This window comes from Bilophila sp. T19-St14, assembly GCF_059728385.1.
On record NZ_BAAGFT010000001.1, the window covers coordinates 2,458,069 to 2,480,164 of the forward strand.

Sequence of the window (22,096 nt, forward strand, 5' to 3'; positions counted from 1 at the left end):
TCTCCTTACTTGTGGCAGACAAAGCACGCGTTGCTGGCATTGGTGCTGCCAAAGTGATTGGGATTGGCATGGCATGCTTCACACTGCCACATCTTCATGGTGTCCTGGCTGTAGCCGGAGATCCTGTTCTCGCGGAACACGGGCGGCTTTTTGCTGGAAGCCATGTCGAGATGGCACGAGGAACAAAGCTCACGCTCGGAGAACTCATGACAGTTGTTGCAGGTCGCCAGCGAGTGCACGGCATGGCTGAAGAATACGTTGTCAGGTTGCTTCTGGTAGACTTTCCAGTCCACTTCCTTGCCCTTCTTGACGTATTCGTTGAAGAAGACCCGTTCGGCCTTGCTTTTGCCGAGCATCTGCGAGTGGCAGACCGCACAGTCCTTCGTGGAGGGCAGGGCGTCGAACGTCCCGTCCGCACGGAGATGGTGACAGACCGAACAGTCCAGGGAAGCATCTTTGAGATGCGTCTCATGGCTGAACTGCACAGGCTGATCCTGTCTGCTGAACAAAAGTTCCGGGAAAATCCACCAGCCAAACACGAGCGCAACGACAAGACCGACGATGAACGGTGCGGGACCGAATTCAAGTCGTTTTGCCAGACTGCGGGCCTTCTCGTGGGAAGGCGCGTTGTTCTGCCTATCCTCCATACCCTTCGCCTCTTGAAATGGTTGTGTTGCTGAAAACCATTCGCCTCTTGGCCGCGGCACGTCATGAGACAGGAAAACCGTCCTTGGCGCCCTTTTCCCGCAAGGGGGAACGGGCGCGCTTTTTCACCGTCATCATGGTGTAGGCGACCGGGCAAACACGTGTCAAGACACAAGACATGGCAAGCGCTTGGCAACATATGGCCCCGGTCGGCCGCCGTCGGCCGAACATGCCGTCCTGACAAAAACGCCTGATCAAAAAAGCTATGGTTCCTGAAAAGCGCCCTTGCGGAACGCATTCCTTTTTCAGGAGATTCTGGGTGGGTCCGAAATGTGCTTTTTTTCTCGAAGTATGCGAATTCTGTCAAAATCGTCATACAGTACAATATATCACCCGTGTTGGAAAGGCTAAAAAAATGCAAAAAAACGGTATAAGATTTTTATGAAACCGAAAGCCCCCACGGAAACCGCAAGGGAAGGAAGGGAAAAACAAGGTGTGCGGCTGCGGGGAAGCCCTCTGTTTTCGCTTGACCCACGGGCCGCTCCGCTTTATGACGTTCAGTAGTTGCCGTTCGCTTGCCGGACGGCTCTGCGGAAGGGTGGCAGAGCGGCTTAATGCGGCGGTCTTGAAAACCGTTGACGTCGTGAGGCGTCCGGGGGTTCAAATCCCTCCCCTTCCGCCAAGCTCAAAGCCGAACTTTCCAGGGCTGCCCGTAACCTATTGAAGAGATAGCGTTATGGGCCGTTCCTTTTTTCAGGGGTGTCCCTCAAAACACGGTAAGCCACCTGCACGCTGAGGCAGGCATGGCGAAAAACAACCTGCCGGGCCGGTGAAAGAGAAGGCTCTGTCAGGCATGTGGCTGCTTCATCTCCACAGCGCGGTGAAAAGACAGCCTTTTTCTCCAGATTTCCCCTTGGTGGGAGCCATTTGAAGAGATAGCGTTATGGGCCGTTCCTTTTTTTAGGGGTGTCCCTCAAAACACGGTAAGCCACCTGCACGTGGAGGCAGGCATGGCGAAAAACAACCTGCCGGGCTGGTGAAAGAGAAGGCTCTGTCAGGTATGTGGCAGTTTTATCTCCATAGCGCGCTGAAAAGACAGTCTTTTTCTCCACTTTTCCCTTGTTGGAATCCATAGCTGAGGTATTTTGCCGGTTATTCCTTTGGAACTTCAAGGAAAAAAACATCAGCCATTTTCGATAGATCAAAAGAGAAAAGCTGACGTATCGGTGGGTTGCGGAATGTTCAGGCGCTGCGGGGGAGGGGCACGACAAGGGCTGTCCTCTTGGATGAAGGCCGCCGGTATCGGATACGCTGCAAGCCCGGTTGAAAAAGGCCGCCTTCGCCCGGAGCGGGAAGGCGGCCCTATGGACGCTCAGTACGCCAGCACCTCGTGCCCGTCTTCCGTGACCAGCACCATGATTTCCCACTGTGCGGAGGGTGCGCCGTCCGCCGTGCGGATCGTCCAGCCGTTGGCCTTGTCCAACACGACGGCATCCTTGCCCATGTTGATCATCGGCTCGATGGTAAAGATCATGCCGGGAACCAGCAGCATGTCCGTCCCGCGCTTGGTGACGTAGCTGACGAACGGCTCCTCGTGGAACCGGATGCCCACGCCGTGCCCGCCCACTTCGCGGACTACGCTGTAGCCGTGCCTTTTCGCGTTGTCGTGCACGGCCTGCCCCATGTCGCCGAGGAAGCCCCACGGCTTCACTTCCTGCAAGCCCAGCTCCACGCATTCGCGGGCCACGTCCACGAGCCGGCGCTTTTCCTTGCTGACCGTGCCGATGCAGAACATCCGCGAGGAGTCGGAAAAGTAGCTGTTGTAGATGGTTGAAACGTCCACATTGACGATGTCGCCATCCTTGAGCACTACATCGTCGGAGGGGATGCCGTGGCAGACTTCCTCGTTGATGGAGGTGCAGGTGCTCTTGGGGAATCCGCGGTAGCCGAGCGGGGCGGGGACGCCGCCGAGTTCCTTGGTCTTTTCAAAGACCAGCCTGTCGATTTCGGCGGTGGTCATGCCCGCCTTGATGTGCGCCGCCACATGGTCAAGCACGGCGATATTGATCTTGCCGCTTTCACGGATGCCCGCGATCTGTTCGGGCGTTTTGAGGATGCTTCGGGGCGGGACAAGGTGGCCCTGATGGGCGTATTCGGTGATCCGGGCGTCGTATGGCGTGCGTGCGGCCTTGCGTTTGCGGCTTCCGCACCAGCTCAGTGTTTTGCGGTTTCGTTTCTGATCCACGGTGTTCTTTCTCCGAGTCTCTTTGGGGCGTGCGGGAAAGGGGGGGCGCAGCAGAAGGAAATCCCGCACGGGAAGCGTGCAGAGCATACTCCGCCCGGCCCGCGTTGTCGAATCCCGGCGGCGGGGCTGTTTTAAATTGACATATCAAGCTATAGTGATATATCTTTTATCCGCGCGGAAACACGCTTTATTTATAGCCCCTTTGCGGAGATGTGCCCGCCGCCCGGAAAGGGCGGATGCCCACGGGAAACGCTTCCGGGAACGCCGTACCCGTCCGCAGGTTGCGGAAGGAAACATCCTGAACGGAGAGAACAATGGAAATCGAAACGCAATGCCTGTATGCCGGGTATTCCCCGAAAAACGGCGAACCGCAGACCTTGCCCATCTGCCAGAGCACGACGTTTAAGTATGAGTCGACCGAACAGGTCAGCAAGCTGTTTGACCTTGAGGAAGCCGGATTCTTCTATACCCGCCTCGGCAATCCCACCGTGGACGCCGTCGAGCAGAAGATCGCCATGCTGGAAGGCGGGGTAGGGGCGCTGTGCACCGCTTCCGGGCAGGCCGCAACCACGTTTTCCATCCTGACGCTTGCCGCCGCCGGGGATCATATCGTCAGCTCCTCCGCCATCTACGGCGGCTCGCTGAACCTGTTCGCCGTGACGCTCAAGAGGCTCGGCATTGAAGTGACCTTCGTGTCCCCGGAAGCCTCCGAAGAGGAGATTCAGGCCGCGTTCCGCCCCAACACCAAGGCGCTGTTCGGCGAGACCATCGCCAATCCGAGCATTGAAGTGCTGGACATCGAAAAGTTCGCCCGCATCGCCCATAAGAACGGCGTGCCGCTGATCGTGGACAACACGTTCGCCACGCCGGTTCTGTGCCGCCCCATTGCATTTGGGGCGGACATCGTGGTGCATTCGACCACCAAATACATGGACGGGCACGCCCTGCAAATGGGCGGCGTGATCGTGGACGGCGGAACCTTCGACTGGACGAACGGCAAGTTCCCGGAATTCACCGAGCCCGACGAGTCCTACCACGGAACCATTTATACGCAGTCCTTCGGCAAGGCCGCCTATATCGTCAAGGCGCGCACGCAGATGATGCGGGATATGGGGGCCTGTCAGACGCCGTTCGGGGCCTTCCTGATCAATCAGGGGCTTGAAACCCTGCCCCTGCGCATTGAGCGCCACAGCCGGAACGCCGATGCCGTCGCCCACTGGCTTGAGAAGCACGGCAAGGTCGAATCCGTGAGCTACCCCACGCTGGACGGCAGCCCCTACAAGGAGCGGGCCGCCAAATACCTGCCCAACGGGTGCAGCGGCGTGATCTCCTTCTCGCTCAAGGGCGGGCGCGAAGCCGGAGCCCGGTTTATCGACAGCCTCAAGATGGCCTCGCTGCTCGTGCATGTGGCGGACATCCGCACCTGTGTGCTGCACCCCGCCAGCTCCACGCATCGCCAGCTCACCGACGAGCAGCTTGTCAGCGCCGGGATCACCCCCGGTATGGTGCGGCTCTCCGTCGGCATCGAGAACATCAAGGACATCATCGCCGATCTGGAACAGGCTCTGGCAAAGGCGTAAGGAGGGAGTTGGCTTGGGGAGGGGGAAGGGCCCCTTTTGGAAAAGGGGCCCTTCCCCCTCCCCAAACCCCACCCCCATCCCCCTAAAACTTTCGCCTTTATTGAATCCCTGTTGGGAGCTTTCCCTTTTTTCTTTTGGCTCTGTTCAAGTTTACGGTTGATAAAGAGAAAGGCTCTGTTATCGTTTATGGTTGCTTTATCTCCACAGTGCGGTGAAAATACAGCCTTTTTCTCCAGTTTTCCCCTTGGCTGGATTCACTGATAAGGCATTTTGCCGGTTATCCCTTTGGAACTTCAAGGAAAAAGTATTAACCATTTTCTATAACACAGCCTTTCTTTTTTGTGGGGCATGGCATCGCTTTGTTTGGCTGTGCCATAGGAAATGGCTGATGCTTTATTTTCTGAAATTGCAAAGGAATAGCGAATAAAATTCCCTAATTATGCAGTCTGTTGGCGGAAAAATCAGAGAAAAGCATATATCTCAGTATGCTACGGAAATGAAATAACCATATGCTTATGACAGGGGCTTTTGTTTCAGGCTGTGCCATAGGAAGCGGTTGATGCTTTATTTCTTGAAGTTCCAAAGGAATAACGAATAAAACGCCCCCATCATGGGGCCCATCAGCGGAAAAATAGATAAAAAGCATATATCTCATCAGGTTACGGGAATAAAATAGCCATATGTTATGACGGAGCCTTTTGTTTTATCTCTCAGCAGGGGAACTATGCGCTTTTTTTCAACTTTCCGTTTTTCAGCCTTCTGTAGGCAACCTTATGGGTGAGGCGTTTTATTGGTTGTCTTTTGGGCTTTTCAGAAAAAACGGCAATCATTTGTTGTGGCAACGCCTTTCCCTTTGCATGAAAAGGCTCTGTCATATATGCGATTGTTTCATCTCCACAGCACGGTGAAAATACAGCCTTTTTCTCCTGCTTTCCCATCGACGGAATCCACGGCTAAGGCATTTTGCCGGTTGTTCCTTTGGGACCTCAAGGAACAAGTAGCAATCATTTTCTATAACACGAGCTATTCGCCTTTTCGATGGTTTTCAAAAAATTCATTTTGAATTTTATAGAGTTGAAATACATCTTTCATTGCAAAAATGAATATCTCCATGACACAGCCTAAGAAAAAAGAGAGTGTTTTGGGCTGTCGCCCACGGGCAAGGCTGGCGAAAGGGATTCGATAAGGATGAAAGTCTTTGGAGAAAGGGGGATGGGGTTTGGGGAAGGGGGGAGGAACCTTTCTCCAGAAAGGTTCCTCCCCCCTTCCCCAATCTTCCCTACCCCATGATCACACTCACCACCGGAGGTTTCCATGATCCTGTTGGACAGGCCGTATGTCTCGAAGCACTTCCTCAATTACCTTGAACGGAGCGGACAGCCCGTATTGGAGACCCCGTTTACGGCGGAACTGGCCCGCGACTATTGCCTGAACCTTGTGGACGATGCCGAGGCCGAGCGGCGCTGCCGGAACGGGGAACGGCTGTATACGTCTTCCGAGAACGCGCTGGAATGGATCCACGCGCATCTGGGCGACATGCCGGTGGCACGCCATATCGACACCATGAAGGACAAGGCCGCTCTGCGCCGCCTGCTGGCCGGAATGTACCCTGATTTCTTCTTCCGCGAGATCCCGGTGGGCGAACTTGGGAAGGCTGACGTGAGCGGCTGGAAAAAGCCCTTTATCCTCAAGCCCTCCGTGGGGTTCTTCAGCCTCGGCGTCTATACGATCACATCTGATGGGGATTGGGCTGCGGCTGTGGCGGACATTGAACGCAACCTGCGCAAAAGCCGGGAACGCTTCCCCGAAAGCGTGGTCAACCAGTCGTCGTTCTTGGTGGAGGAATACATTACCGGGGAAGAGTTCGCCGTGGACGTGTATTTCGACGGAGAGGGCGAACCGGTCATCCTGAATATCTTCAAACACCGTTTCGCGTCGCTGAGCGACGTAAGCGATCGGCTGTATTATACGAGTAAGGACGTTATCGAAGCGAACAAGGCGCGTTTTGAGGCGTTTTTCAGGGAGGTCAACGCCCTGATGGGCATCCGGGACTTTCCCGCCCATGTCGAATTGCGGGTCGGGGCCGATCGGATTTTGCCCATTGAGTTCAATGCGATGCGTTTCGCGGGGCTGTGCACGACCGACATGGCGTATTTCGCCTTTGGGATCAACACGGTGGACTGCTATCTGAATGGCCGGAAGCCGGATTTTGACGCCATCCTGCGGGGCCGGGAAGGGAAAATCTACAGCATGGTCATTCTGGACAAGCCGAAATCCCTGCCGCCGTCTTCGGCCTTCGACTACGAGCGGCTGGCCGCGCATTTTGCGAAGGTGCTCGAACTGCGCAAGGTGGATACGCCCGAACTGCCCGTTTTCGGGTTTGCCTTTACGGAGAGCGAGGCGGGACGGACTGAGGAGCTGGACGCCATCCTGCAATCGGATCTCACGGAATTTCTGCGGTAGCGGACGGAAAATACGGAAGGGAACGCATCCGGCTGTGCGGGCGGCTGAAACGCCGTTTGCGCATCGGGACATGCGCGGACGGCAATGGGGCGGTTTTGTTCAGGTCTTTCGGAAATGAAGGATTCTTTTTTCTAACTTTTTAAAAAATAAGAAAAAATCCTTGACTTTCTCAGGGAACAAGTCATTGTGCACTGACGTCGCGCAGAGAGCTGATGGAGTTCATGCGCAGGCATTTTGTCTTTCTTTTTTACACAAGGTCTCTTTTTTTTATGACTAAGTCTCTCTATGTCGGCAATCTCCCTTGGTCCGCGACCGAAGATGACGTTCGCGATCTTTTTGTCCCTTACGGTGAAGTAGCTTCCGTGAAGCTCGTTTCCGACCGTGAAACCGGCCGCGCCCGTGGCTTCGGTTTTGTGGAGATGGCCAGCGAAGGCGTTCAGGCCGCTGTCGAAGCGCTGGACAATTTCAGTTTCAATGGTCGCAACCTCAAGGTGAACGAAGCCCGCCCGCGCGAAGCTCGTCCTTCCTACTCCCGCTATTAATCGACGCCCATAAGAAAGGCCCTGCATCCGAAAGGTTGCGGGGCCTTTTTTTATGTGGCTCTGTCATAGGTGGTTGTTTTATCTCTACAGCACGGTAAAATACGGCTTTTTTATTCTGTTTTTCCGCTGGCGGAATATATGGCTAGGCCGTGTCTTTAATATAATATATTGAAATTATTTAACTATTGTCAAGTTGCAAAAAGATTGTTTTCAATAATTCCGCTGGAACTTCAAGAAAAAAGCATCAACTATTTTCTATGACACAGCCTTTTATATCATAGAAAATGGCTGATGCTTTTTTCTTTGAACTTCCAAAGGAACAGCCAGCAAAATGCCTTAGCTATGGATTCCGCCAAGGAGAAAATCGGATAAAAAAGCCGTATTTTTACCGTACGGTAGAGATAAAACAACCACATGCTTTGACAGGGCCTTTAGAAAGGCTGTGTTATAGAAAATGGTTGATGTTTTTTTCCTTGAAACTTCAAAGGGATAACTGGAAAAATGCCTTAGCCGTGGATCCCGCCAAGGGGAAAACTGGAAAAAGAGCTCTATTTTTCACCGCACTGTGGAGATGAAATAACCACATATAATAGAGCCTTAGAAAAGGCAGGAAAAGGAGCAGCCAGTTTTGGAGAGAAAAGCGTTTCTCTCAGAAAAAATTTTTTCAGCCCGGTTGTCCTTCCAAAGCTCATCTACACAGCTCTTAGAGAGGTTTATGCCGGAAAAACGGCACGTTTTGCTTCACGGGGCTCGTAGGCCGGAACGCAAAAAAGCCACATCATTGTGATGTGGCTTTTGCATTCACTGGCGTCACCAAGGGGATTTGAACCCCTCTTAGCGACGTGAGAGGCCGCCGTCCTAACCGGATAGACGATGGTGACATTGAATCCGGGTTTGTATCTATGCAGATTCGTTCCTCCTGTCAAGCCGTGGAACGAACCCATGCCCCAAAAAACAGATTTTTCGCATTTCCCAACAGGAGACATTCGCTGTTGCAATGAAAGCTGTATTTCAACTATATGAAATACAAAATGAACTTTTCCAGAAACTATCGAAAAGGTGCATGTCGCCCCAACAGGGCAAGCAGGGAATGCGGCAAACAGGGATTCGATAAGGCCGAAAGTCTTTGAAGGGAGAGGGGAGGGGGTACGGGGGAGGGGAGAGGGAAACTTTCTCCAGAAAGTTTCCCTCTCCCCTCCCCCGATTTCTCCCTTTCCCCGATTCCCTACGCAATCCCCAGCACGCGGGCGGCGTTGTTGTACAGGACGTTCTCAAGCACGTCGGGCTTGAAGCCGAGGGTCTCATACAGCTTGGCGCGTTCCCAACTGTCATAGAAGGGGTGGGCGCTGGCGAAAATGAGCTTGTCGGGGATGAGCTCATTGCCCGCCTTGACGTAGCCGTCCGCGAAGGGCCACGTCTCGTATTCAGACCATTCCATATAGACGTTGGCGTTGCGGTGGCAGACCATGCAGGCTTCCTGCACGTAGGGATACCCGCCGTGGCTCATGACGATGGTGAGATCCGGGAAGTCGCGGGCCACTTCATCGACGCGGGCGGGGGAGGCGTCGTCCATGATCGCGCCGGGGACGCGGGTGCCGGGCCCGGTGCTGATGACCACAGGAACCTTCAGCTCACAGCATTTGGCATAAATGGGGTAAAACTTGCGGTGATCCGCCGGGAGCTTGGCGAGGTAGGGATCGATGGACGCGCCTTTCATGCCGAATTCGTTGACCATGCGGGAAAGCTCGTCGATGGCCTGCATGCCTTTGTGCGGATCGAGCCCGGCCATGCCATAGAATTTGTGGGGGTAGGCCTTCATCATCTCCACAACGCCCATGTTGGAGCAGGGGCAGCCATAGGTCGTTTCGACGTCGCGCCCGGTGATGACCCCGGTGATTTCATGCTCGTCCATGAGCTCGACGATTTTGTCGAGCGAGGCCGACCACGCGCGATCAGGGTAGTTGAAAAAAGCGCACATGTCCCCAAAGAAGGGGCTGTGGATGAGCCCGTCCACGGCATCGGGCGTGTTGGGGCGGAAACGGAAATCAATGGCTTTCATGGAAAGGACTCCTTGTAGGCTGGCGCCGTGTGCCGGCGTCGCGTGTGAACGGAAACGGGCGGCCCCTTTGCATGGGTGCGCAGGGGACGGCAGGGGGCTGCCCCGTGCGGGGAGCCTTTATCTAACCTTTCCCCTTGCTTCCCCATACGCTGAAAATGCGGGGCATGTTGGGCTGGTTGGCACCAACGAAAAAAGGACTCACGAGGTTTTCTCGTAAGTCCTTAAAAATTCTGGTGCGGCTGAAGAGATTCGAACTCCTGGCCTACAGGTTCGTAGCCTGTTGCTCTATCCAGCTGAGCTACAGCCGCATCACGAGAAAGAGGTATAGTCGGATGGCCCGGTTCCGTCAAGCGTTTTCTGGGCGATTTCCTGAAAAAAAATCGCGTTTGTGCAGGGGAAAACAGCGTATATTTATATCATATTTAAATTATTTATTTTTATAAGGAGAAAAACTTTGGCTGTGTTATAGAAAATGGTTGATGCTTTTTCCTTGAAGCTCCAAAGGAACAACCGGCAAAATGCCTTAGCCGTAGATTCCGCCAAGGGGAAAACTAAAAAGGCTGTATTTTCACCGGGCTGTGGGGATGAAACAGCCACATGCCCTGACAGGGCCAAACCTTTTCCTGAAGGCTGCGCCATAGAAAATGGTTGATGTTTTTTTCTTGAAGCTCCAAAGGAACAACCGGCAAAATGCCTTAGCCGTAGATTCCGCCAAGGGGAAAACTAAAAAGGCTGTATTTTCATCGCGCTGTGGGGATGAAACAGCACATGCCCTGACAGGGGCAAACCTTTTCCCAAAGGCTGCGCCACAGAAAATGGTTGATGCTTTTTTTCTTGAAGTTCCAAAGGAATAACCGACAAAATGCCTTAGCCGTGGATTCCGCCAAGGGGAAAACTAAAAAGGCTGTATTTTCACCGTGTTGTGGAGATGAAACAGCCACATGCCCTGACAGGGGCAAACCTTTTCCTGAAATCAGAATTCCGGCGGAAGCTGGAGCATTTCCTCGTACGTGAATACGGGGCCGTCCACGCACATATAATGGCTCCCGACCTTGCAGTGCCCGCACTTGCCGATGCCGCAGTGCATGTTGGTTTCGAGGGCCGTATAGATGTCCGAGGGCTTCATGCCGAGCTGCATGAGGTCACGGGCGACGGCCTTGATGCGGCGGGCTGAGGCGCAGATGATCGCCGAGGTGTTTTTCCAGTCGAGGCCGAGGCCGGGCAGCAGGTCGTTGATGTAGCCGATGTGCGCATCCACCTGATCCGTGGGCTTGGAGAGCGAGTAGTGCACCTCGACGCCGGGGACTTTCGCCCATTCGCGCAGATCGTCCTTGAGCAGCAGCCCTTCATAGGTTGAGGCGCTGGCCATGATGGCGATGCGCCCGAAGTCCGGCTTGTTTTCGATGGCCCGGACCAGCGTTGCGCGCACGGGCGCGTGGCCCACGCCGGAGCCGACGACCAGCAGATCGCGTCCTTTCAGCGTTTCGTAGGGCAGGGGCACGCCGAACGGCCCGCGCAGGCCCATCATGTCCCCGACCTTCAGGTTGTGCATGGCTGTAGTGACCTTGCCGACCTTTTTGACGTAGAAGGTGAAGGCATCCTTCACGCGGTCGCTGAACGGCACGGAAATGGCGATTTCCCCCACGCCGAACACGGTCAGCATGAAGAACTGGCCGCGCAGGGCGGGGCGGCCCTGATTGGGGCGGTCGCGGTAGCGGACCGTAAACCGCTTGATGCCTTTGGCTTCCTCAAAAATATCAATGATCTCCGCTACGAGCGGCGTATACGGCTGCGGGTCGAACAGGCGTTCCTCGCGCTCATAATGCACGTTTGTCGCCGGGGCGAGGGCTTCCAACACCTCGTGGGGCGTCCGTTCCTTCATCCGGGCCATGATGTCCACCATGTCGATGGAGGCCGGGCAGACGGCGGCGCACCGCCCGCATCCGGTACAGCCCTTCATGCCGAAACGCTCTTCAATGTATTGCAGCTTATCGTAGATCCGGTAGCGCACGGCCGAAGTCTTGGAGCGCGGGTTGTGGAATTCCGCGTTCCGGGTGAACGATACCGACTGGCACGAGTCCCAGACCCGGACGCGGGTGCCGGAATGGGGCGTGTCCCGCTCCTCTTCGGTGGTGAAGCAGGTACAGGTGGGGCAAACGCGCGTGCACCCGGTACAGGCGATGCAGCTTGAAGCGATGGCATCCCATTCCTCATCCTTGAAGTGCGCGGCGAGCACCTGCCGGACTGTGGACGTGTCCAGCGTGCGGCGGAACGTCTTCAGCGCCTCTTCCTGCAAGGCCTTCTTGCGCCTGCGGCCCGTGAATTCGAGGTCGCGGTACAGGAGCGGCGCGACGTGGGACAGGAGCGCCTTGCCCCGATCCGATCCCGCTTCCACCCAGTACCAGTCATTTTCTCCCTTCTCCCCCTTCTTGTGGCCGGGCCCGTAATCAGGGGTCAGAAGCAGGTCATACCCCTTGCCCGCCTGCATCCCGTATTCGGTGTGGGCGATGATTTCTGCGAACGGCCCGGTGCCCATCGAGGCGCAGTAACATTCAGGCCCGGCATTAAGGCAGTTCACGGCGACGATGAACACATGCTGGCGGCGCAAATGGTAATTGATGTCGTGGTGTTCGCCGAGGAAAAAGCGATCCATGTAGGCCAGCCCGTACGTGTCGCAGGGACGCAGGCCGAACAGGATCTTGTCCTCCTCCTGCAAAGAGGACGAAGACGGCGCGCTGACGGCAGTACAGGTCTTCTCGCTGCCTTCCCAGCGGAACAGCTCCTCGCGTTCGCCGAAGACGAACCCCTTGGGCGCGACGCTCAGGTTGGTGTATTCGTCCGGCTCCATAAACCGGGCTTCTTTCCGGGTGCGGCGCGACCAGATGCGCATCTGTACGTTGTCCGGGCTTCCGCTTGGGACGAATACCGTATACCGCGCCGACCAGCGCGTCAGTATTTCGGGGAGATCCGATGCCTTGAACTTGAACATGAGGGCTCCTGAGGGAAAGGCGGGAATATGGGGATGGGAAACCTTCTGAAGAAGTGGGCTCCCTCCCCGCCCACCTTCCCAAGGCTTCCGGCTGATGGGGAGGCTGCGCCCCGTTCGTTTCAAAAGGTCCATCATTAGGATGTGGCTGTTTCATCTCCACAGTATGGTGATACGGCCTTTTTCTCCAGTTTTTCCATTGGCGGGCTTTATGGCTGAGGCATTGTATCGGTTATCCTTTTGGAACTTCAAGAAAGAATGGCTGTTCATAGAAAACGGTTGATGCTTTATTTCCTTGAAATTCCAAAGAAATAACCAATAAAATCCCCCAATCGCAGGGCCCTCCAGCGGAAAATTTGGATAAAAAGCATATATTTCAGTATATTGCTGAAACAAAATAACCATGTACTATGACAGAGCCGAAAGAATCAACCATTTCCTATAACCTAACCTTGCAAAAGGCTGTGTTCAATTTTACGGTTGATGATTTTTTCAATGAAAATCAATAGATAAAAGTTCATTCTACGTCTGGTGATGTGGGCCTCTCTCATTTTTTGTTCATTACATGAAATCCAGTTTTGAAGAATTGTTGCGAGACCTCCAGATAATTTCCAAAGAACTCTTCCTTTCCAGTTGGAATCTTGTATCAACCACAAACTTAAACACAGCCTTGCAAAAACACTGCTTCCTATAACCCAGCCCCGTAAAACACTGCCGTCCAGTTGAATACACGGCAACCCGTCATCCCAAAGGAAAACCGCGAACAGGGATTCGATAAACACGAAAGTCTTTGAAGGGAGAGGGGAGGGGGTTCGGGGGAGGGGAGAGGGGAACTTTCTCCAGAAAGTTCCCCTCTCCCCTCCCCCGATATTCCCTTATCCTTTCCCCTACCTCGCCTCCTCCACACGCACGGGCGTGAGCTTCAGCGCGGGGATCTTGACCGTGGGGTCGAGATGCTCGTGGCTCGTGAGCGCGTTGGCGGGGCTCTCCGCGAAATGGAAGGGGAGAAAAACGGTGCCGGGCTGGAGATCCGCTGTCGTCCGCAGGCGGGCCACGATGGAACCCTGCCGCGAGGTGACGCGCACTTTCCAGTTGTCCTTGAGCCGCAAGGCCGCCGCATCGTCCGGGTGCATGTCAAGAAAAGCCTCGGGATACTCGCGATCCAGCGCCCATGAGCGCCGGGTCATCGTGCCGGTGTGGTAGTGGTGCGAGACGCGCCCGGTGAGCAGCGTGAACGGATAGCTTTCATCCGTGGCGCAGCCGAGATCGTCGGGCACGTCGTTGACCGTGAACAGCCCGCGCCCCCGCGTGAAGGATGCGGCGTGCAGATAGGGCGTGCCCGGATGATCCGGGGTCGGGCAGGGCCAGCACAGCCCCTGTTCCTCGGCAAGGCGGGTATAGTCCATGCCCGCGTAACTCGGAACCACCTGACGGATTTCATTGAAGATCTCGCGGGGCGAGTCGTAGTCCGCCCGCCCGCCGAGCGCGTTGATCACGTCGCACAGGATGCGCCAGTCGGGGCGGGTGCCGGGCAGGGGGGGCAGGACTTCGTTGATGAGCTGTACCCGGCGTTCGGTGTTGGTGAACGTCCCCTGTTTTTCGAGATAGCTGGCCGCGGGCAGGACCACGTCGGCAAGCCGCGCCGTGGGCGTCATGAAAATGTCCTGCACGATGAGGAAATCGAGGTTCCGCAGCCCCGATTCGACTTTCGCCGCGTCAGGATCGGACTGCATGGGGTTCTCGCCCATGATGTAGGCCGCCCGGATGCTCCCGTCGCGCATTCCGTCCATGATTTCGGTGAGTTTTTTGCCCTGCTCGTCGGCGAACGGCCCCCAGAGCCGGGCGAAACGCTGGCGCCCCAGTTCGGAATCCGCCTTGACGTAGCCGGGTAGGGTTTCGGGGAGCGCGCCCATATCGCAGGAGCCCTGCACGTTGTTTTGCCCGCGCAGGGGGATGAGCCCGGTGGAAGGCCGCCCGATCATGCCGCAGAGCATGACGAGGTTCGCCAGCGCGCCGCAGGTCCGGGTCCCCGTTGCCTGTTGGGTGACGCCCATGCAGTAGAGGATGATGGAATTGGGGCCCTTGGCGTACAGCCGGGCCGTTTCCCGGATGGCTTCGGGCTGGAGGCCGGTGAGCGGCGCGGCCCATTCCGGGGTGCAGCCCTCCAACGAGGCGCGCAGGGCGTCGAAATGCTCCGTGCGCCCGTCGATGAAGGCGTCGTCCTGCGCTTTCTCTTCAAACAGGATGACGTGCATCAGCGCGTTGACGAGCGCGAGGTTGCTGCCCGGGCGGATGGCGAGGTGGATGTCCGACAGCGCCGCCACGGGCGTGCGCCGAGGGTCCACGGCAATGAGCTTTGCCCCGCGTTTCTTTGCCGCCGTGATGCGGGCGTAGGCCAGCGGGTGCTGCGCCGACGTGTTGGAGCCGATCACAAGGATGGTGTCGGCGAAGCGGATTTCCTCAAGGCCGTTGGTGGCCGCCCCTGAGCCGAATGCTGTAGCCAGACCGGCTACGGTGGGGCTGTGTCAGAGGCGCGCGCAGTGATCGATGTTCGGGGAACCGATCACGGCGCGGGTCAGTTTGGCGGCAAGGTAGTTCTCTTCGTTGGTGCAGCGCGCCGAGGCGAGCATGGCGAACTTGTCCGGGCCGTGTGCGCGGATCACCGCGCGCAGGTGTTCCGCAATGGCGCGGTAGGCTTCGCTCCACGAAACGCCTTTCAGCGTGCCGTCTTCCTGACGGAGCAGGGGCTGATCCAGACGGTCGGGATGGCGCGCGAAGCCGTGCCCCTGCCATCCCTTGGAGCACAACATGCCTTGGCTGACGGGATGATCCGGCTTGGGCAGGACGCCGGTGATGCGCCCGCCCTCCACGGTCAGATACAGGTTGCACCCGCATCCGCAATAGCCGCAGGTCGTCAGGACTTTTTTCATGCTCCACCCCGAAGATTGTTTAGTTGACCAATCATAGATCCGTCGGTTTTCGCTTACAAGGCTTTTCGGCGTTTGTGAGGAAAATTTTTTACGATTTCGATTGTTTTTATCGCAGAAGCTTTGTTTTTCACCAAATTGCCGCCTCTTCCTTCTGCGGTGTGCCGCAGTGCGCCCCCTCGCCGCCCTTTTGCCGCTTTTTCCTTTAGGGGCAGTCTGTTCCATGCCTGATCCTTTCCGTTCTTTGTTTTTCCACCCGCTGACATCGTTCAACCTTTCTTGCGGCGCAATGCCGCGTAGGGTGCAGCCCATGAAGCAATCACCCCTACATCCCCTTTTATTGTCCGCGGTGGCGGATTCGCTCCGCCGGCCTTTCCCGGAGATCCGGCTTCTGCCCGACGGCGTGTTCGCCGCTCGCGACGGCAGGCCCGGCACGCTCACGGGAGGAAACCTCAACGCATGGAACCTCTCCCCTTCGGGCGCGGAACGTGTGCTCGGCCAATGGCGGCGGCGCGAGACGCCTCTGGTCATCGACTATGAGCACCAGAGCCTCAATGCCCGCCACAACGGGCAGCCCGCCCCGGCCGCAGGCTGGATCGAGTCGCTCCGGTACGAGCCGGGGCAGGGGCTGTTCGCGTCGATCCGGTGGACGGAAGGCGCCAAGGCTTTCATCGGACAGGATGAATACCGTTTCATTTCCCCGGTGTTCTCCTTCAACCCCCAAAACGGCGACGTGCTGGAACTGAAAGGCGCGGCCCTGACCAATGTCCCCGCGCTTGACGGGCTCGGCGCCGTCGCCGCGGCTGAGGAGCTCCCCCCATCCGACAACCCTCAACCGGAGACAGCCATGAATGCGCTCAATCGGCTGAAACAGCTCCTCGGCCTGCCTGAAGACGCCGCCGAGGAAACCTTGCAGGCGGAACTGGACAAGCTCGAATCCCTGCTTGCGCCCGCGAATCCCGCCGTGTCCGAGCCGTCCGCCGTACCCGGACAGCCGCCTTTTCCCCATCAGGCAGATCCGCTGCCCGGCAGCGCCCGGCCCACGCTGTTCGACTTTTTGCAGGCTTGCCATCCTCAGGCGGCCCTGACCTCGCTGGTGCGCGCCAACACAGCCCTGCGCGAGCAGCTTTCGGTGGCGCTCAGCGTCACGCAGGGCGATCATATGGCCCGGAATATTGAGGAGGCCGTGGCCGACGGGCGCTTGAGCCGTGGGCTTGTCGGCTGGGCCACCGCGCTGGGACGCCGGGACCCGGAGGCGCTGGAAACCTATCTTGCCGCCGTTTCGCCCATTGCCGCGCTCTCGTCGTTCCAGAGCACGGGCAGCCGCCCCGTGCTGTCGGCTCCCGCCGCGTCCCCGCTTTCCGATGAGGAGCGTTTTGTTTGCAGCCAGCTCGGTCTGAGCGAGGCGGAGTATCTCGCCGTACGCGGGTAGGGGAGTTGGGGAGGGAAGACTGGGGAGGGGAGGAGGAACCTTTCTGGAGAAAGGCTTCCTCCTCCCCTCCCCAGACCCCACCCCTCCGCCTCCCAAGACTTTCGTAAGGGTCGGCGTCGGTACGGGCGGCTTGGAAAGCCGTTTCTTTCGCGCCCGTCCCCCGGTTTGGAAATGTAAAGACAGGGGTTCCTTCCGCATCATCTTTCCATCAGCGAAGGCTTTGGGGGAGAGGAGGGAATCAGGGGGAGAGAAGACGGCGTTTTCCTTCGGAAGAGGCCCTTTTCCCCTCCTCAGAACCGTTCTTCATCATGAGGATATATCAAATGGCAGTAGTGACGAGTTCCCTTGTGTCGGCCCTGCGTGTGGGCTTCCAGCGTGAATTTCAGGATGCGCTTTCGTCCGCGCCGTCCCAGTGGGACAAGCTGTCCACCCGTGTGCCGAGCAGCTCGGCGGGCAACACCTATGGCTGGATCGGCCAGTTCCCCAAACTCCGCGAATGGTCCGGCGACCGCTCCTTCAAGAACATCAAGGAGCACGGCTATTCGGTGATGAACAACCTCTACGAGGCCACCGTGGACATCCCCCGCACGGCTGTGGAGGACGACGACATCGGCGTGTATGCCCCGCTGTTCCGCGAAATGGGCTATGCCGCCGGGACGCATCCCGACGAGATCGTGTTCGGCCTGCTCAAGAACGGCACGTCCGGCACATGCTATGACGGCAAGGCGTTCTTTGCCGTGGATCATCCCGTATACCCGAACGCGGACGGTTCCGGCGACGCTGAAAGCGTCTCCAACTGGCTGCGCCCCGCCGCCGTGGGCGAAACGGTCACCGACGGGACGCCGTGGTTCGTGCTGGATGTCTCCCGCCCGTTGCGCCCGTTCATCTTTCAGGAGCGCACCGCCCCGGAATTGCAGGTCATTACCAATCCGGACAACGACTATGTCTTCATGAAGGACAAGATCCCCTACGGCATCCGTTACCGCTGCAACGGCGGGTACGGCTTCTGGCAGCAGGCCGTGTGCAGCACGCAGGAGCTGAACGCCGCCAATTTCGCCGCCGCCCTTGAAACCATGCAGGGCTTCCGCGCCGACGGCGGGCGTCCCCTCGGCCTCGGTTTCGGCGGTGAGGCCGGGACGATGCTGGTCGTGCCCCCGTCCCTCCAGTCCGCCGCCCGCCGTATCGTTTCCGCCGAGCAGGACCCCGACGGCGGCAGCAACATCTGGTACCGCGCCGCGACGCTGCTGGTCAGCCATTGGCTGATTTAACGGAATGAAGGCATGGGGAGGGCTTTTCTTGTGAAAGCCCCTTCCTTGGGCTCCTCCCCCGCACGGCTTCAGCCGGAGCAGGGGCGGAGGGACCCGCCTCAGCCGAACGAAAATGGGCGGATCGCCGCCGGAGGCATTTCTGTATGGCATACGCCACGCTTGATCAGCTTGTGAGCCTGTTCGGGGCGGAAGAAATCCGCACGCTTTCGGACAGGCGGGGCACGGGCGAACTCGACGAAACGGTCATTTCCGACGCGCTGGAGCGGGCATCTTCGGAAGTGGACAGCTATCTTGCAGATCGCTATGCGACGCCGCTTTCGGGCTCTGAGCCGATCCCGCCCGTGGTGGTTTCGGTCACCGGGGACATTGCCCGGTACCGGCTCACCGGGGGCGACATCCGCGACACCGATCCCATCCGCGAGCGTTACGTCAAGGCGCTCAACTGGCTGCGCGACGTTGCGGACGGCAAGGCGGGCATTCCCGGCCTGCCCCCTGCGGGAACGGAAACGCCGGGGGCCGTGCTGCTCGAACCGGGCACCCGCCCGTGGGATGGAGTGACGCCGTGAGCCGCACGCCGATGGAGGTTGAGGATGCGATCCTCGGATTGCTGGAGCCGCTTAAGGAAACGCCGGGCGCGAAGACCGTAGCGGCGTTTCAGGGGCAGCCGGGCAAGGACACATGGGCCCGGCTGCGGCGCGGGTTCCCGGCGGTGCTGGTTCTGTACGCGGGTTCTCCCGCGTTCACGCCTTCGGGCCGCCGCCTTGAGGAGCGCATGGAGTTCGAGGTTTACGTCATGGATAAAAGTTACCGCTCGGAAGCAAACGGCCAAAAGCCGGAACCGGGGCACCCCGGAACCTATGCGCTGCTTGCCGCGGCGCGGGAGCGGCTCCTCGGCGTGCCGCCCCTTCCGGGCATGGGGCCATGCCTGCCGTCCTCTATCCGGGGGTTCGTTCTGGATGGGGCCAGCGTCTACCGCATGACCGTTTCGACCATACACAATATTGCACTGTAAGGATTGGATATGGCTGCAAGTCCGCAGACAAGGAATTACCTGTACGGCAAGGGCGAGCTGTTTTTCCGCGCCGTGGGGAGCGAGGGGTACGACCATCTCGGCAACGCCCCGGCCTTCACCATCAGCCTGACCGAAGAAAAGCTGGAGCATTTCAGTTCGATGAGCGGCACGAAGGCCAAGGATCTCCAGCTCGTCACCCAGAAGGGGGCGGCCGTGGCCTTCACGCTGGAGGAATTCACCACCGGGAATATTCTCCGGGCCTTCAAGGGCGCGGCGGTGGCGAAACAGATGCAGGCCGCCGCAACGGTATCCGGGCAGGCGATCAACGCCAATAAGGGCCTGTATACGTTCGTGGGCAAGGAAAGGCTCGGCTTCACGCGCCTGGAGCACGGCAAGGTGACCGGGGGGACGTTCGCGCCCGGCTCCTCCGTGGTGGGCTCGACGTCCAGCGCCACGGCGACCGTCGCCTATGCGAAGGACGGGGCTTTGGAGTGCGTGAACGTGCAGGGGGCTTTTGTGCCCGGCGAGGAGATCGCCGCCTCTGCAATCAAAGCCACGTTGCAGGGCATCGCCCGCGTCGCCGACGTGGTGCTCACGGACAAGGCCGATGAGCCGACCGTCCGCTACCGTCAGGGCGTCGATTACGATCTTAATGCCCGCACCGGGCTGCTGCGCGTCCGCGAATCCTGCTCCGCCGACACGGTCTTCCTGACCGCGGATTGCGAGTCTTCCGACGAACAGCTTATTGATGCGCTGACCGCCAGCGACGTCACCGGCGAACTGCTGTTCGTGGGCCAGCCCGATCAGGGGCCGGGGCTTGTCGTGCAGTGCTGGAAGGTGACCCTTTCGCTCAGCGGCGAGGTCGGCCTCATCAGCGAGGAACTGGCCTCCATCCCCATGACCGGCGAAGTGCTCGCCGATGATCTGAACCATCCCGAAAGCCCGTTCTTCCGGGTGCGCTATCTCGGATAACCACAAAACTTGTTGTGAAAATAAGGGAAACCTTCCCTGAAGAACGGCCTTCCTTTTTTTCACTTCCAAGCGGCAGGGACTCACTCCGCGCCGCCTCCCCACCAGCCGAAAGTCTTGGGAAGGGAGGGGGCGCGGGGGAGGGAGAACCTTTCTTCAGAAAGGTTTCCCTCCCCCGCATCATTTTTTCCCGACAAGGATACCCAATGCGAAAATCAACCGAATTCACGATGGAAAACGACAAGGGCACCCTGAACGTGCGCCTTCAGGAACTGACGGTGCGCGAAGTGCTGGATATGTGCGAGCAGTTCGGCAAGGGCCCGCTGGTGCATGATCTGGAGCGGCTGCTGCCGAGGATGTCCAACCTCACCACCAATGACCTTATGGACATGACGCCCGGCGAGCTTGAACTGCTGTGGGAGCAGGTCAAGGAGGTCAACGCGGCTTTTTTCAGGATAGCCGGGGCGCTGGGCTTCGGCAGGGTGCTGGAGGCGTTCCGGGCTCAGTTGCGCGGCGATCTGATGGAGGCGGCCCTGAACGGGAACTCCTCCGCGCGGTGATGCGGCTGGCGGGGGCCGGGCACAGGGACGTGTTCGAGTACGGCTGGAGCGCGTTCGCCGCGGCGCTTGAGGCCGAGGCGCAGCGCCGGGACGAACGCATGAAGGACGCCGCCCTTGCCCTGCGCGTGGCGCTGCACGCGGACGGGCGGCAGTTCAAAGCCTTTCTGGAAGCATAGGAGCGGGACATGGGACATGGCGGCTATACGCTGGAACTCAGCCTCAAGGATTCGGTTTCCGCAGGGTTGAAGGATATGGGCCGGGCGCTCTCGAATGTGCGGGAACTGGTGGCCTTGCTCCGGGCTGATGTCTCCGCGCTGAACAAGGCGTCGGGGCAGGCCGTTTCCGGGCCGGATCTGGGGAAGCTGGCGGAAGGGGCCGCCGAGCGGATGGAAGGGCTGTCCAGGGGGGCGCTTCGGGAGCTGGATGCGGCATTCCGGGACAGCGGCAAGGTGATGGCGGACTATTATGCCGAGCGGCGGCGTCAGGCGGGAGAAACCGCTGACATGGAGCGGGAAAACGCTTCGGAACAGGCCGAGCGGATGGCGCAGGAGCTGGAAGCCCGGAAGGACGCGTATCAGGCCGAGCTGGAAGCTTTTGCGGCGCATGGGCGGAGCTGGGCTGAGGAGCGGCGGGCGCAGGCGGATCGGGAAGTGTCCATCAAGGCTGAGCAGGCGGAGCGCGAGAAGGCGATCGACGCCCAGCGGCTTGAAGGGGCGTTGTCGCTGGCCGGCGGCATGGCGGACGCCATGAAGCAGGCCTATGAGTCCGGCCTTGCCCAGAGCAAGGGCGTGTACCAGTTGTATCAGGCTCTGGCCATCGCCGAGGCCACCATCAGCACCTACAAGGCCGCTCAGGCCGCGTATGCGCAGGGGATGGAGTGGGGCGGCCCGGTGGTGGGCGCGATCATGGCCGCCACCGCCGTCGCCGCGGGCATGGCCCGCGTTGCCGCCATCAAGGGTACCCAGCCCAAGGGGTTCGCGTTCGGCGGGCTCATCGGCGGGCAGGATAAAGGCGAGCGGGCGGACAACGTGCTGATCCGCGCCACGCCCGGCGAATACATGCTCGACAGGCCCACGGTGCGGCATTACGGGGTATCGGCTTTGGAGGCGCTGCGGCGTCGGAGCGTCCCCCGCGAACTGCTGGAGCCGTTCGCGTCGCCGCGCCTCCCGGCATCGGGGGGCAAGCGCACGGCCTATGCCCTCGGCGGCGAGATCGGGAACGCCTCCCTGACGGAGGGCGGGGGCAGGGCGTCCGGCAACGAGGGGCTGACCGTGATCAACGTCATGGATTTTCAACGCGAATTCGATCGGGCGCTGGCTTCGGCGCGGGGGCGGCGCGTGCTCATCAATATTTTGGGCGAGGAAGGGATTGCCCCCTGACGCCCTGCGCGGGCCGTGCGCCTGAGGAG

General features: G+C 58.7%; 20 protein-coding genes and 3 tRNA genes. 14 read left to right on the top strand and 9 right to left on the bottom strand.

Annotation, left to right across the window (positions count from 1 at the left end):
• Nucleotides 1-5: 5 nt before the first annotated feature.
• On the bottom strand, nt 6-647 hold the full coding sequence (gene qrcA, locus AC6I1V_RS10355; protein ID WP_302553359.1) for a menaquinone reductase multiheme cytochrome c subunit QrcA: 642 nt from the start codon (nt 645-647) through the stop codon (nt 6-8).
• A gap of 590 nt (nt 648-1,237) precedes the next feature.
• Between qrcA and AC6I1V_RS10360 the strand changes: the two genes are divergently transcribed.
• Nucleotides 1,238-1,327 (top strand) — tRNA-Ser (locus tag AC6I1V_RS10360).
• Nucleotides 1,328-2,017: 690 nt separating this feature from the next.
• Here the strand turns inward: AC6I1V_RS10360 and AC6I1V_RS10365 are convergent.
• Nucleotides 2,018-2,890, bottom strand: coding sequence for a methionyl aminopeptidase (locus AC6I1V_RS10365; RefSeq protein ID WP_302553360.1), 873 nt, complete (start codon nt 2,888-2,890; stop codon nt 2,018-2,020).
• 314 nt (nt 2,891-3,204) lie between these two features.
• Here AC6I1V_RS10365 and AC6I1V_RS10370 point away from each other — a divergent pair, with 314 nt between their 5' ends.
• A complete protein-coding gene (locus AC6I1V_RS10370; protein ID WP_302553361.1) occupies nt 3,205-4,470 on the top strand; it encodes an O-acetylhomoserine aminocarboxypropyltransferase/cysteine synthase family protein in 1,266 nt (421 codons plus the stop codon).
• A 722-nt stretch (nt 4,471-5,192) separates the two neighbouring features.
• On the opposite strand, the gene AC6I1V_RS10375 is transcribed toward AC6I1V_RS10370, so the two are convergent.
• On the bottom strand, nt 5,193-5,408 hold the full coding sequence (locus tag AC6I1V_RS10375; protein WP_497736980.1) for a hypothetical protein: 216 nt from the start codon (nt 5,406-5,408) through the stop codon (nt 5,193-5,195).
• A 376-nt stretch (nt 5,409-5,784) separates the two neighbouring features.
• Between AC6I1V_RS10375 and AC6I1V_RS10380 the strand changes: the two genes are divergently transcribed.
• The 3 genes from AC6I1V_RS10380 to AC6I1V_RS10390 all read left to right on the top strand — a co-directional run bounded on the left by AC6I1V_RS10380 (nt 5,785) and on the right by AC6I1V_RS10390 (nt 8,050).
• Nucleotides 5,785-6,933 carry an ATP-grasp domain-containing protein gene (locus AC6I1V_RS10380; protein ID WP_497736981.1) on the top strand — a complete coding sequence of 383 codons (1,149 nt, stop codon included), beginning with the start codon at nt 5,785-5,787 and terminating at the stop codon, nt 6,931-6,933.
• 269 nt (nt 6,934-7,202) lie between these two features.
• Nucleotides 7,203-7,475, top strand: a complete 273-nt coding sequence (rbp, locus tag AC6I1V_RS10385) for an RNA-binding regulator (RefSeq protein ID WP_497736982.1) — start codon at nt 7,203-7,205, stop codon at nt 7,473-7,475.
• 284 nt (nt 7,476-7,759) lie between these two features.
• Nucleotides 7,760-8,050 (top strand): hypothetical protein, encoded by a 291-nt coding sequence (locus AC6I1V_RS10390; protein ID WP_497736983.1) that lies wholly within the window; start codon nt 7,760-7,762, stop codon nt 8,048-8,050.
• A gap of 230 nt (nt 8,051-8,280) precedes the next feature.
• Here the strand turns inward: AC6I1V_RS10390 and AC6I1V_RS10395 are convergent.
• From AC6I1V_RS10395 to AC6I1V_RS10405, 3 genes are all read right to left on the bottom strand, one after another.
• Nucleotides 8,281-8,356: transfer RNA gene (locus AC6I1V_RS10395), tRNA-Glu, on the bottom strand.
• Nucleotides 8,357-8,700: 344 nt separating this feature from the next.
• Nucleotides 8,701-9,534: an amidohydrolase family protein gene (locus tag AC6I1V_RS10400; protein ID WP_497736984.1), complete on the bottom strand. Its 834-nt coding sequence runs from the start codon at nt 9,532-9,534 to the stop codon at nt 8,701-8,703.
• A gap of 231 nt (nt 9,535-9,765) precedes the next feature.
• Nucleotides 9,766-9,842 (bottom strand) — tRNA-Arg (locus AC6I1V_RS10405).
• Between the two features lie 336 nt (nt 9,843-10,178).
• On the opposite strand from AC6I1V_RS10405, the gene AC6I1V_RS10410 reads away from it, so the two are divergent.
• Nucleotides 10,179-10,388, top strand: a complete 210-nt coding sequence (locus tag AC6I1V_RS10410; protein ID WP_486855006.1) for a hypothetical protein — start codon at nt 10,179-10,181, stop codon at nt 10,386-10,388.
• 119 nt (nt 10,389-10,507) lie between these two features.
• Here the strand turns inward: AC6I1V_RS10410 and AC6I1V_RS10415 are convergent, their stop codons facing one another.
• From AC6I1V_RS10415 to fdhF, 3 genes are all read right to left on the bottom strand, one after another.
• Nucleotides 10,508-12,523 carry a 4Fe-4S dicluster domain-containing protein gene (locus tag AC6I1V_RS10415; RefSeq protein ID WP_486855005.1) on the bottom strand — a complete coding sequence of 672 codons (2,016 nt, stop codon included), beginning with the start codon at nt 12,521-12,523 and terminating at the stop codon, nt 10,508-10,510.
• Between the two features lie 443 nt (nt 12,524-12,966).
• Nucleotides 12,967-13,302, bottom strand: coding sequence for a hypothetical protein (locus AC6I1V_RS10420; RefSeq protein ID WP_497736985.1), 336 nt, complete (start codon nt 13,300-13,302; stop codon nt 12,967-12,969).
• A 105-nt stretch (nt 13,303-13,407) separates the two neighbouring features.
• Nucleotides 13,408-15,759: a formate dehydrogenase subunit alpha gene (gene fdhF, locus AC6I1V_RS10425; RefSeq protein ID WP_497736986.1), complete on the bottom strand. Its 2,352-nt coding sequence runs from the start codon at nt 15,757-15,759 to the stop codon at nt 13,408-13,410.
• Between fdhF and AC6I1V_RS10430 the strand changes: the two genes are divergently transcribed.
• The 8 genes from AC6I1V_RS10430 to AC6I1V_RS10465 all read left to right on the top strand — a co-directional run bounded on the left by AC6I1V_RS10430 (nt 15,758) and on the right by AC6I1V_RS10465 (nt 22,067).
• Nucleotides 15,758-16,879, top strand: coding sequence for a phage protease (locus AC6I1V_RS10430; protein WP_486855033.1), 1,122 nt, complete (start codon nt 15,758-15,760; stop codon nt 16,877-16,879). The genes fdhF and AC6I1V_RS10430 overlap by 2 nt on opposite strands.
• Nucleotides 16,880-17,202: 323 nt before the next feature.
• Complete coding sequence (locus tag AC6I1V_RS10435) at nt 17,203-18,147, top strand: Mu-like prophage major head subunit gpT family protein (RefSeq protein ID WP_302551472.1); 945 nt, start codon at nt 17,203-17,205, stop codon at nt 18,145-18,147.
• 143 nt (nt 18,148-18,290) lie between these two features.
• Nucleotides 18,291-18,713 (top strand): gp436 family protein, encoded by a 423-nt coding sequence (locus AC6I1V_RS10440; protein ID WP_486849793.1) that lies wholly within the window; start codon nt 18,291-18,293, stop codon nt 18,711-18,713.
• Nucleotides 18,710-19,159, top strand: a complete 450-nt coding sequence (locus AC6I1V_RS10445; RefSeq protein ID WP_486849792.1) for a phage protein Gp37 — start codon at nt 18,710-18,712, stop codon at nt 19,157-19,159. Before AC6I1V_RS10440 ends, AC6I1V_RS10445 begins: the two co-directional genes overlap by 4 nt.
• A gap of 9 nt (nt 19,160-19,168) precedes the next feature.
• Nucleotides 19,169-20,131, top strand: a complete 963-nt coding sequence (locus tag AC6I1V_RS10450; protein WP_302551469.1) for a phage tail tube protein — start codon at nt 19,169-19,171, stop codon at nt 20,129-20,131.
• Between the two features lie 203 nt (nt 20,132-20,334).
• Nucleotides 20,335-20,688 carry a glycogen debranching protein gene (locus AC6I1V_RS10455; RefSeq protein WP_302551468.1) on the top strand — a complete coding sequence of 118 codons (354 nt, stop codon included), beginning with the start codon at nt 20,335-20,337 and terminating at the stop codon, nt 20,686-20,688.
• Entirely contained in the window at nt 20,685-20,864 is a 180-nt protein-coding gene (locus tag AC6I1V_RS10460; protein ID WP_302551475.1) for a hypothetical protein, read from the top strand. The genes AC6I1V_RS10455 and AC6I1V_RS10460 overlap by 4 nt, the downstream gene beginning before the upstream one ends.
• Nucleotides 20,865-20,873: 9 nt before the next feature.
• Nucleotides 20,874-22,067, top strand: a complete 1,194-nt coding sequence (locus AC6I1V_RS10465) for a flotillin family protein (RefSeq protein WP_486854053.1) — start codon at nt 20,874-20,876, stop codon at nt 22,065-22,067.
• Nucleotides 22,068-22,096: the final 29 nt, after the last annotated feature.

Bases quoted from the DNA above. Each gene is read 5' to 3' on its own strand.
- qrcA (WP_302553359.1), bottom strand. From the start codon at position 647: ATGGAGGATAGGCAGAACAACGCGCCTTCCCACGAGAAGGCCCGCAGT.
- AC6I1V_RS10370 (WP_302553361.1), top strand. From the start codon at position 3,205: ATGGAAATCGAAACGCAATGCCTGTATGCCGGGTATTCCCCGAAAAAC.
- AC6I1V_RS10375 (WP_497736980.1), bottom strand. From the start codon at position 5,408: ATGGGAAAGCAGGAGAAAAAGGCTGTATTTTCACCGTGCTGTGGAGAT.
- AC6I1V_RS10380 (WP_497736981.1), top strand. From the start codon at position 5,785: ATGATCCTGTTGGACAGGCCGTATGTCTCGAAGCACTTCCTCAATTAC.
- rbp (WP_497736982.1), top strand. From the start codon at position 7,203: ATGACTAAGTCTCTCTATGTCGGCAATCTCCCTTGGTCCGCGACCGAA.
- AC6I1V_RS10390 (WP_497736983.1), top strand. From the start codon at position 7,760: ATGGCTGATGCTTTTTTCTTTGAACTTCCAAAGGAACAGCCAGCAAAA.
- AC6I1V_RS10400 (WP_497736984.1), bottom strand. From the start codon at position 9,534: ATGAAAGCCATTGATTTCCGTTTCCGCCCCAACACGCCCGATGCCGTG.
- AC6I1V_RS10410 (WP_486855006.1), top strand. From the start codon at position 10,179: ATGGTTGATGTTTTTTTCTTGAAGCTCCAAAGGAACAACCGGCAAAAT.
- AC6I1V_RS10415 (WP_486855005.1), bottom strand. From the start codon at position 12,523: ATGTTCAAGTTCAAGGCATCGGATCTCCCCGAAATACTGACGCGCTGG.
- AC6I1V_RS10430 (WP_486855033.1), top strand. From the start codon at position 15,758: ATGAAGCAATCACCCCTACATCCCCTTTTATTGTCCGCGGTGGCGGAT.
- AC6I1V_RS10435 (WP_302551472.1), top strand. From the start codon at position 17,203: ATGGCAGTAGTGACGAGTTCCCTTGTGTCGGCCCTGCGTGTGGGCTTC.
- AC6I1V_RS10440 (WP_486849793.1), top strand. From the start codon at position 18,291: ATGGCATACGCCACGCTTGATCAGCTTGTGAGCCTGTTCGGGGCGGAA.
- AC6I1V_RS10450 (WP_302551469.1), top strand. From the start codon at position 19,169: ATGGCTGCAAGTCCGCAGACAAGGAATTACCTGTACGGCAAGGGCGAG.
- AC6I1V_RS10455 (WP_302551468.1), top strand. From the start codon at position 20,335: ATGCGAAAATCAACCGAATTCACGATGGAAAACGACAAGGGCACCCTG.
- AC6I1V_RS10465 (WP_486854053.1), top strand. From the start codon at position 20,874: ATGGGACATGGCGGCTATACGCTGGAACTCAGCCTCAAGGATTCGGTT.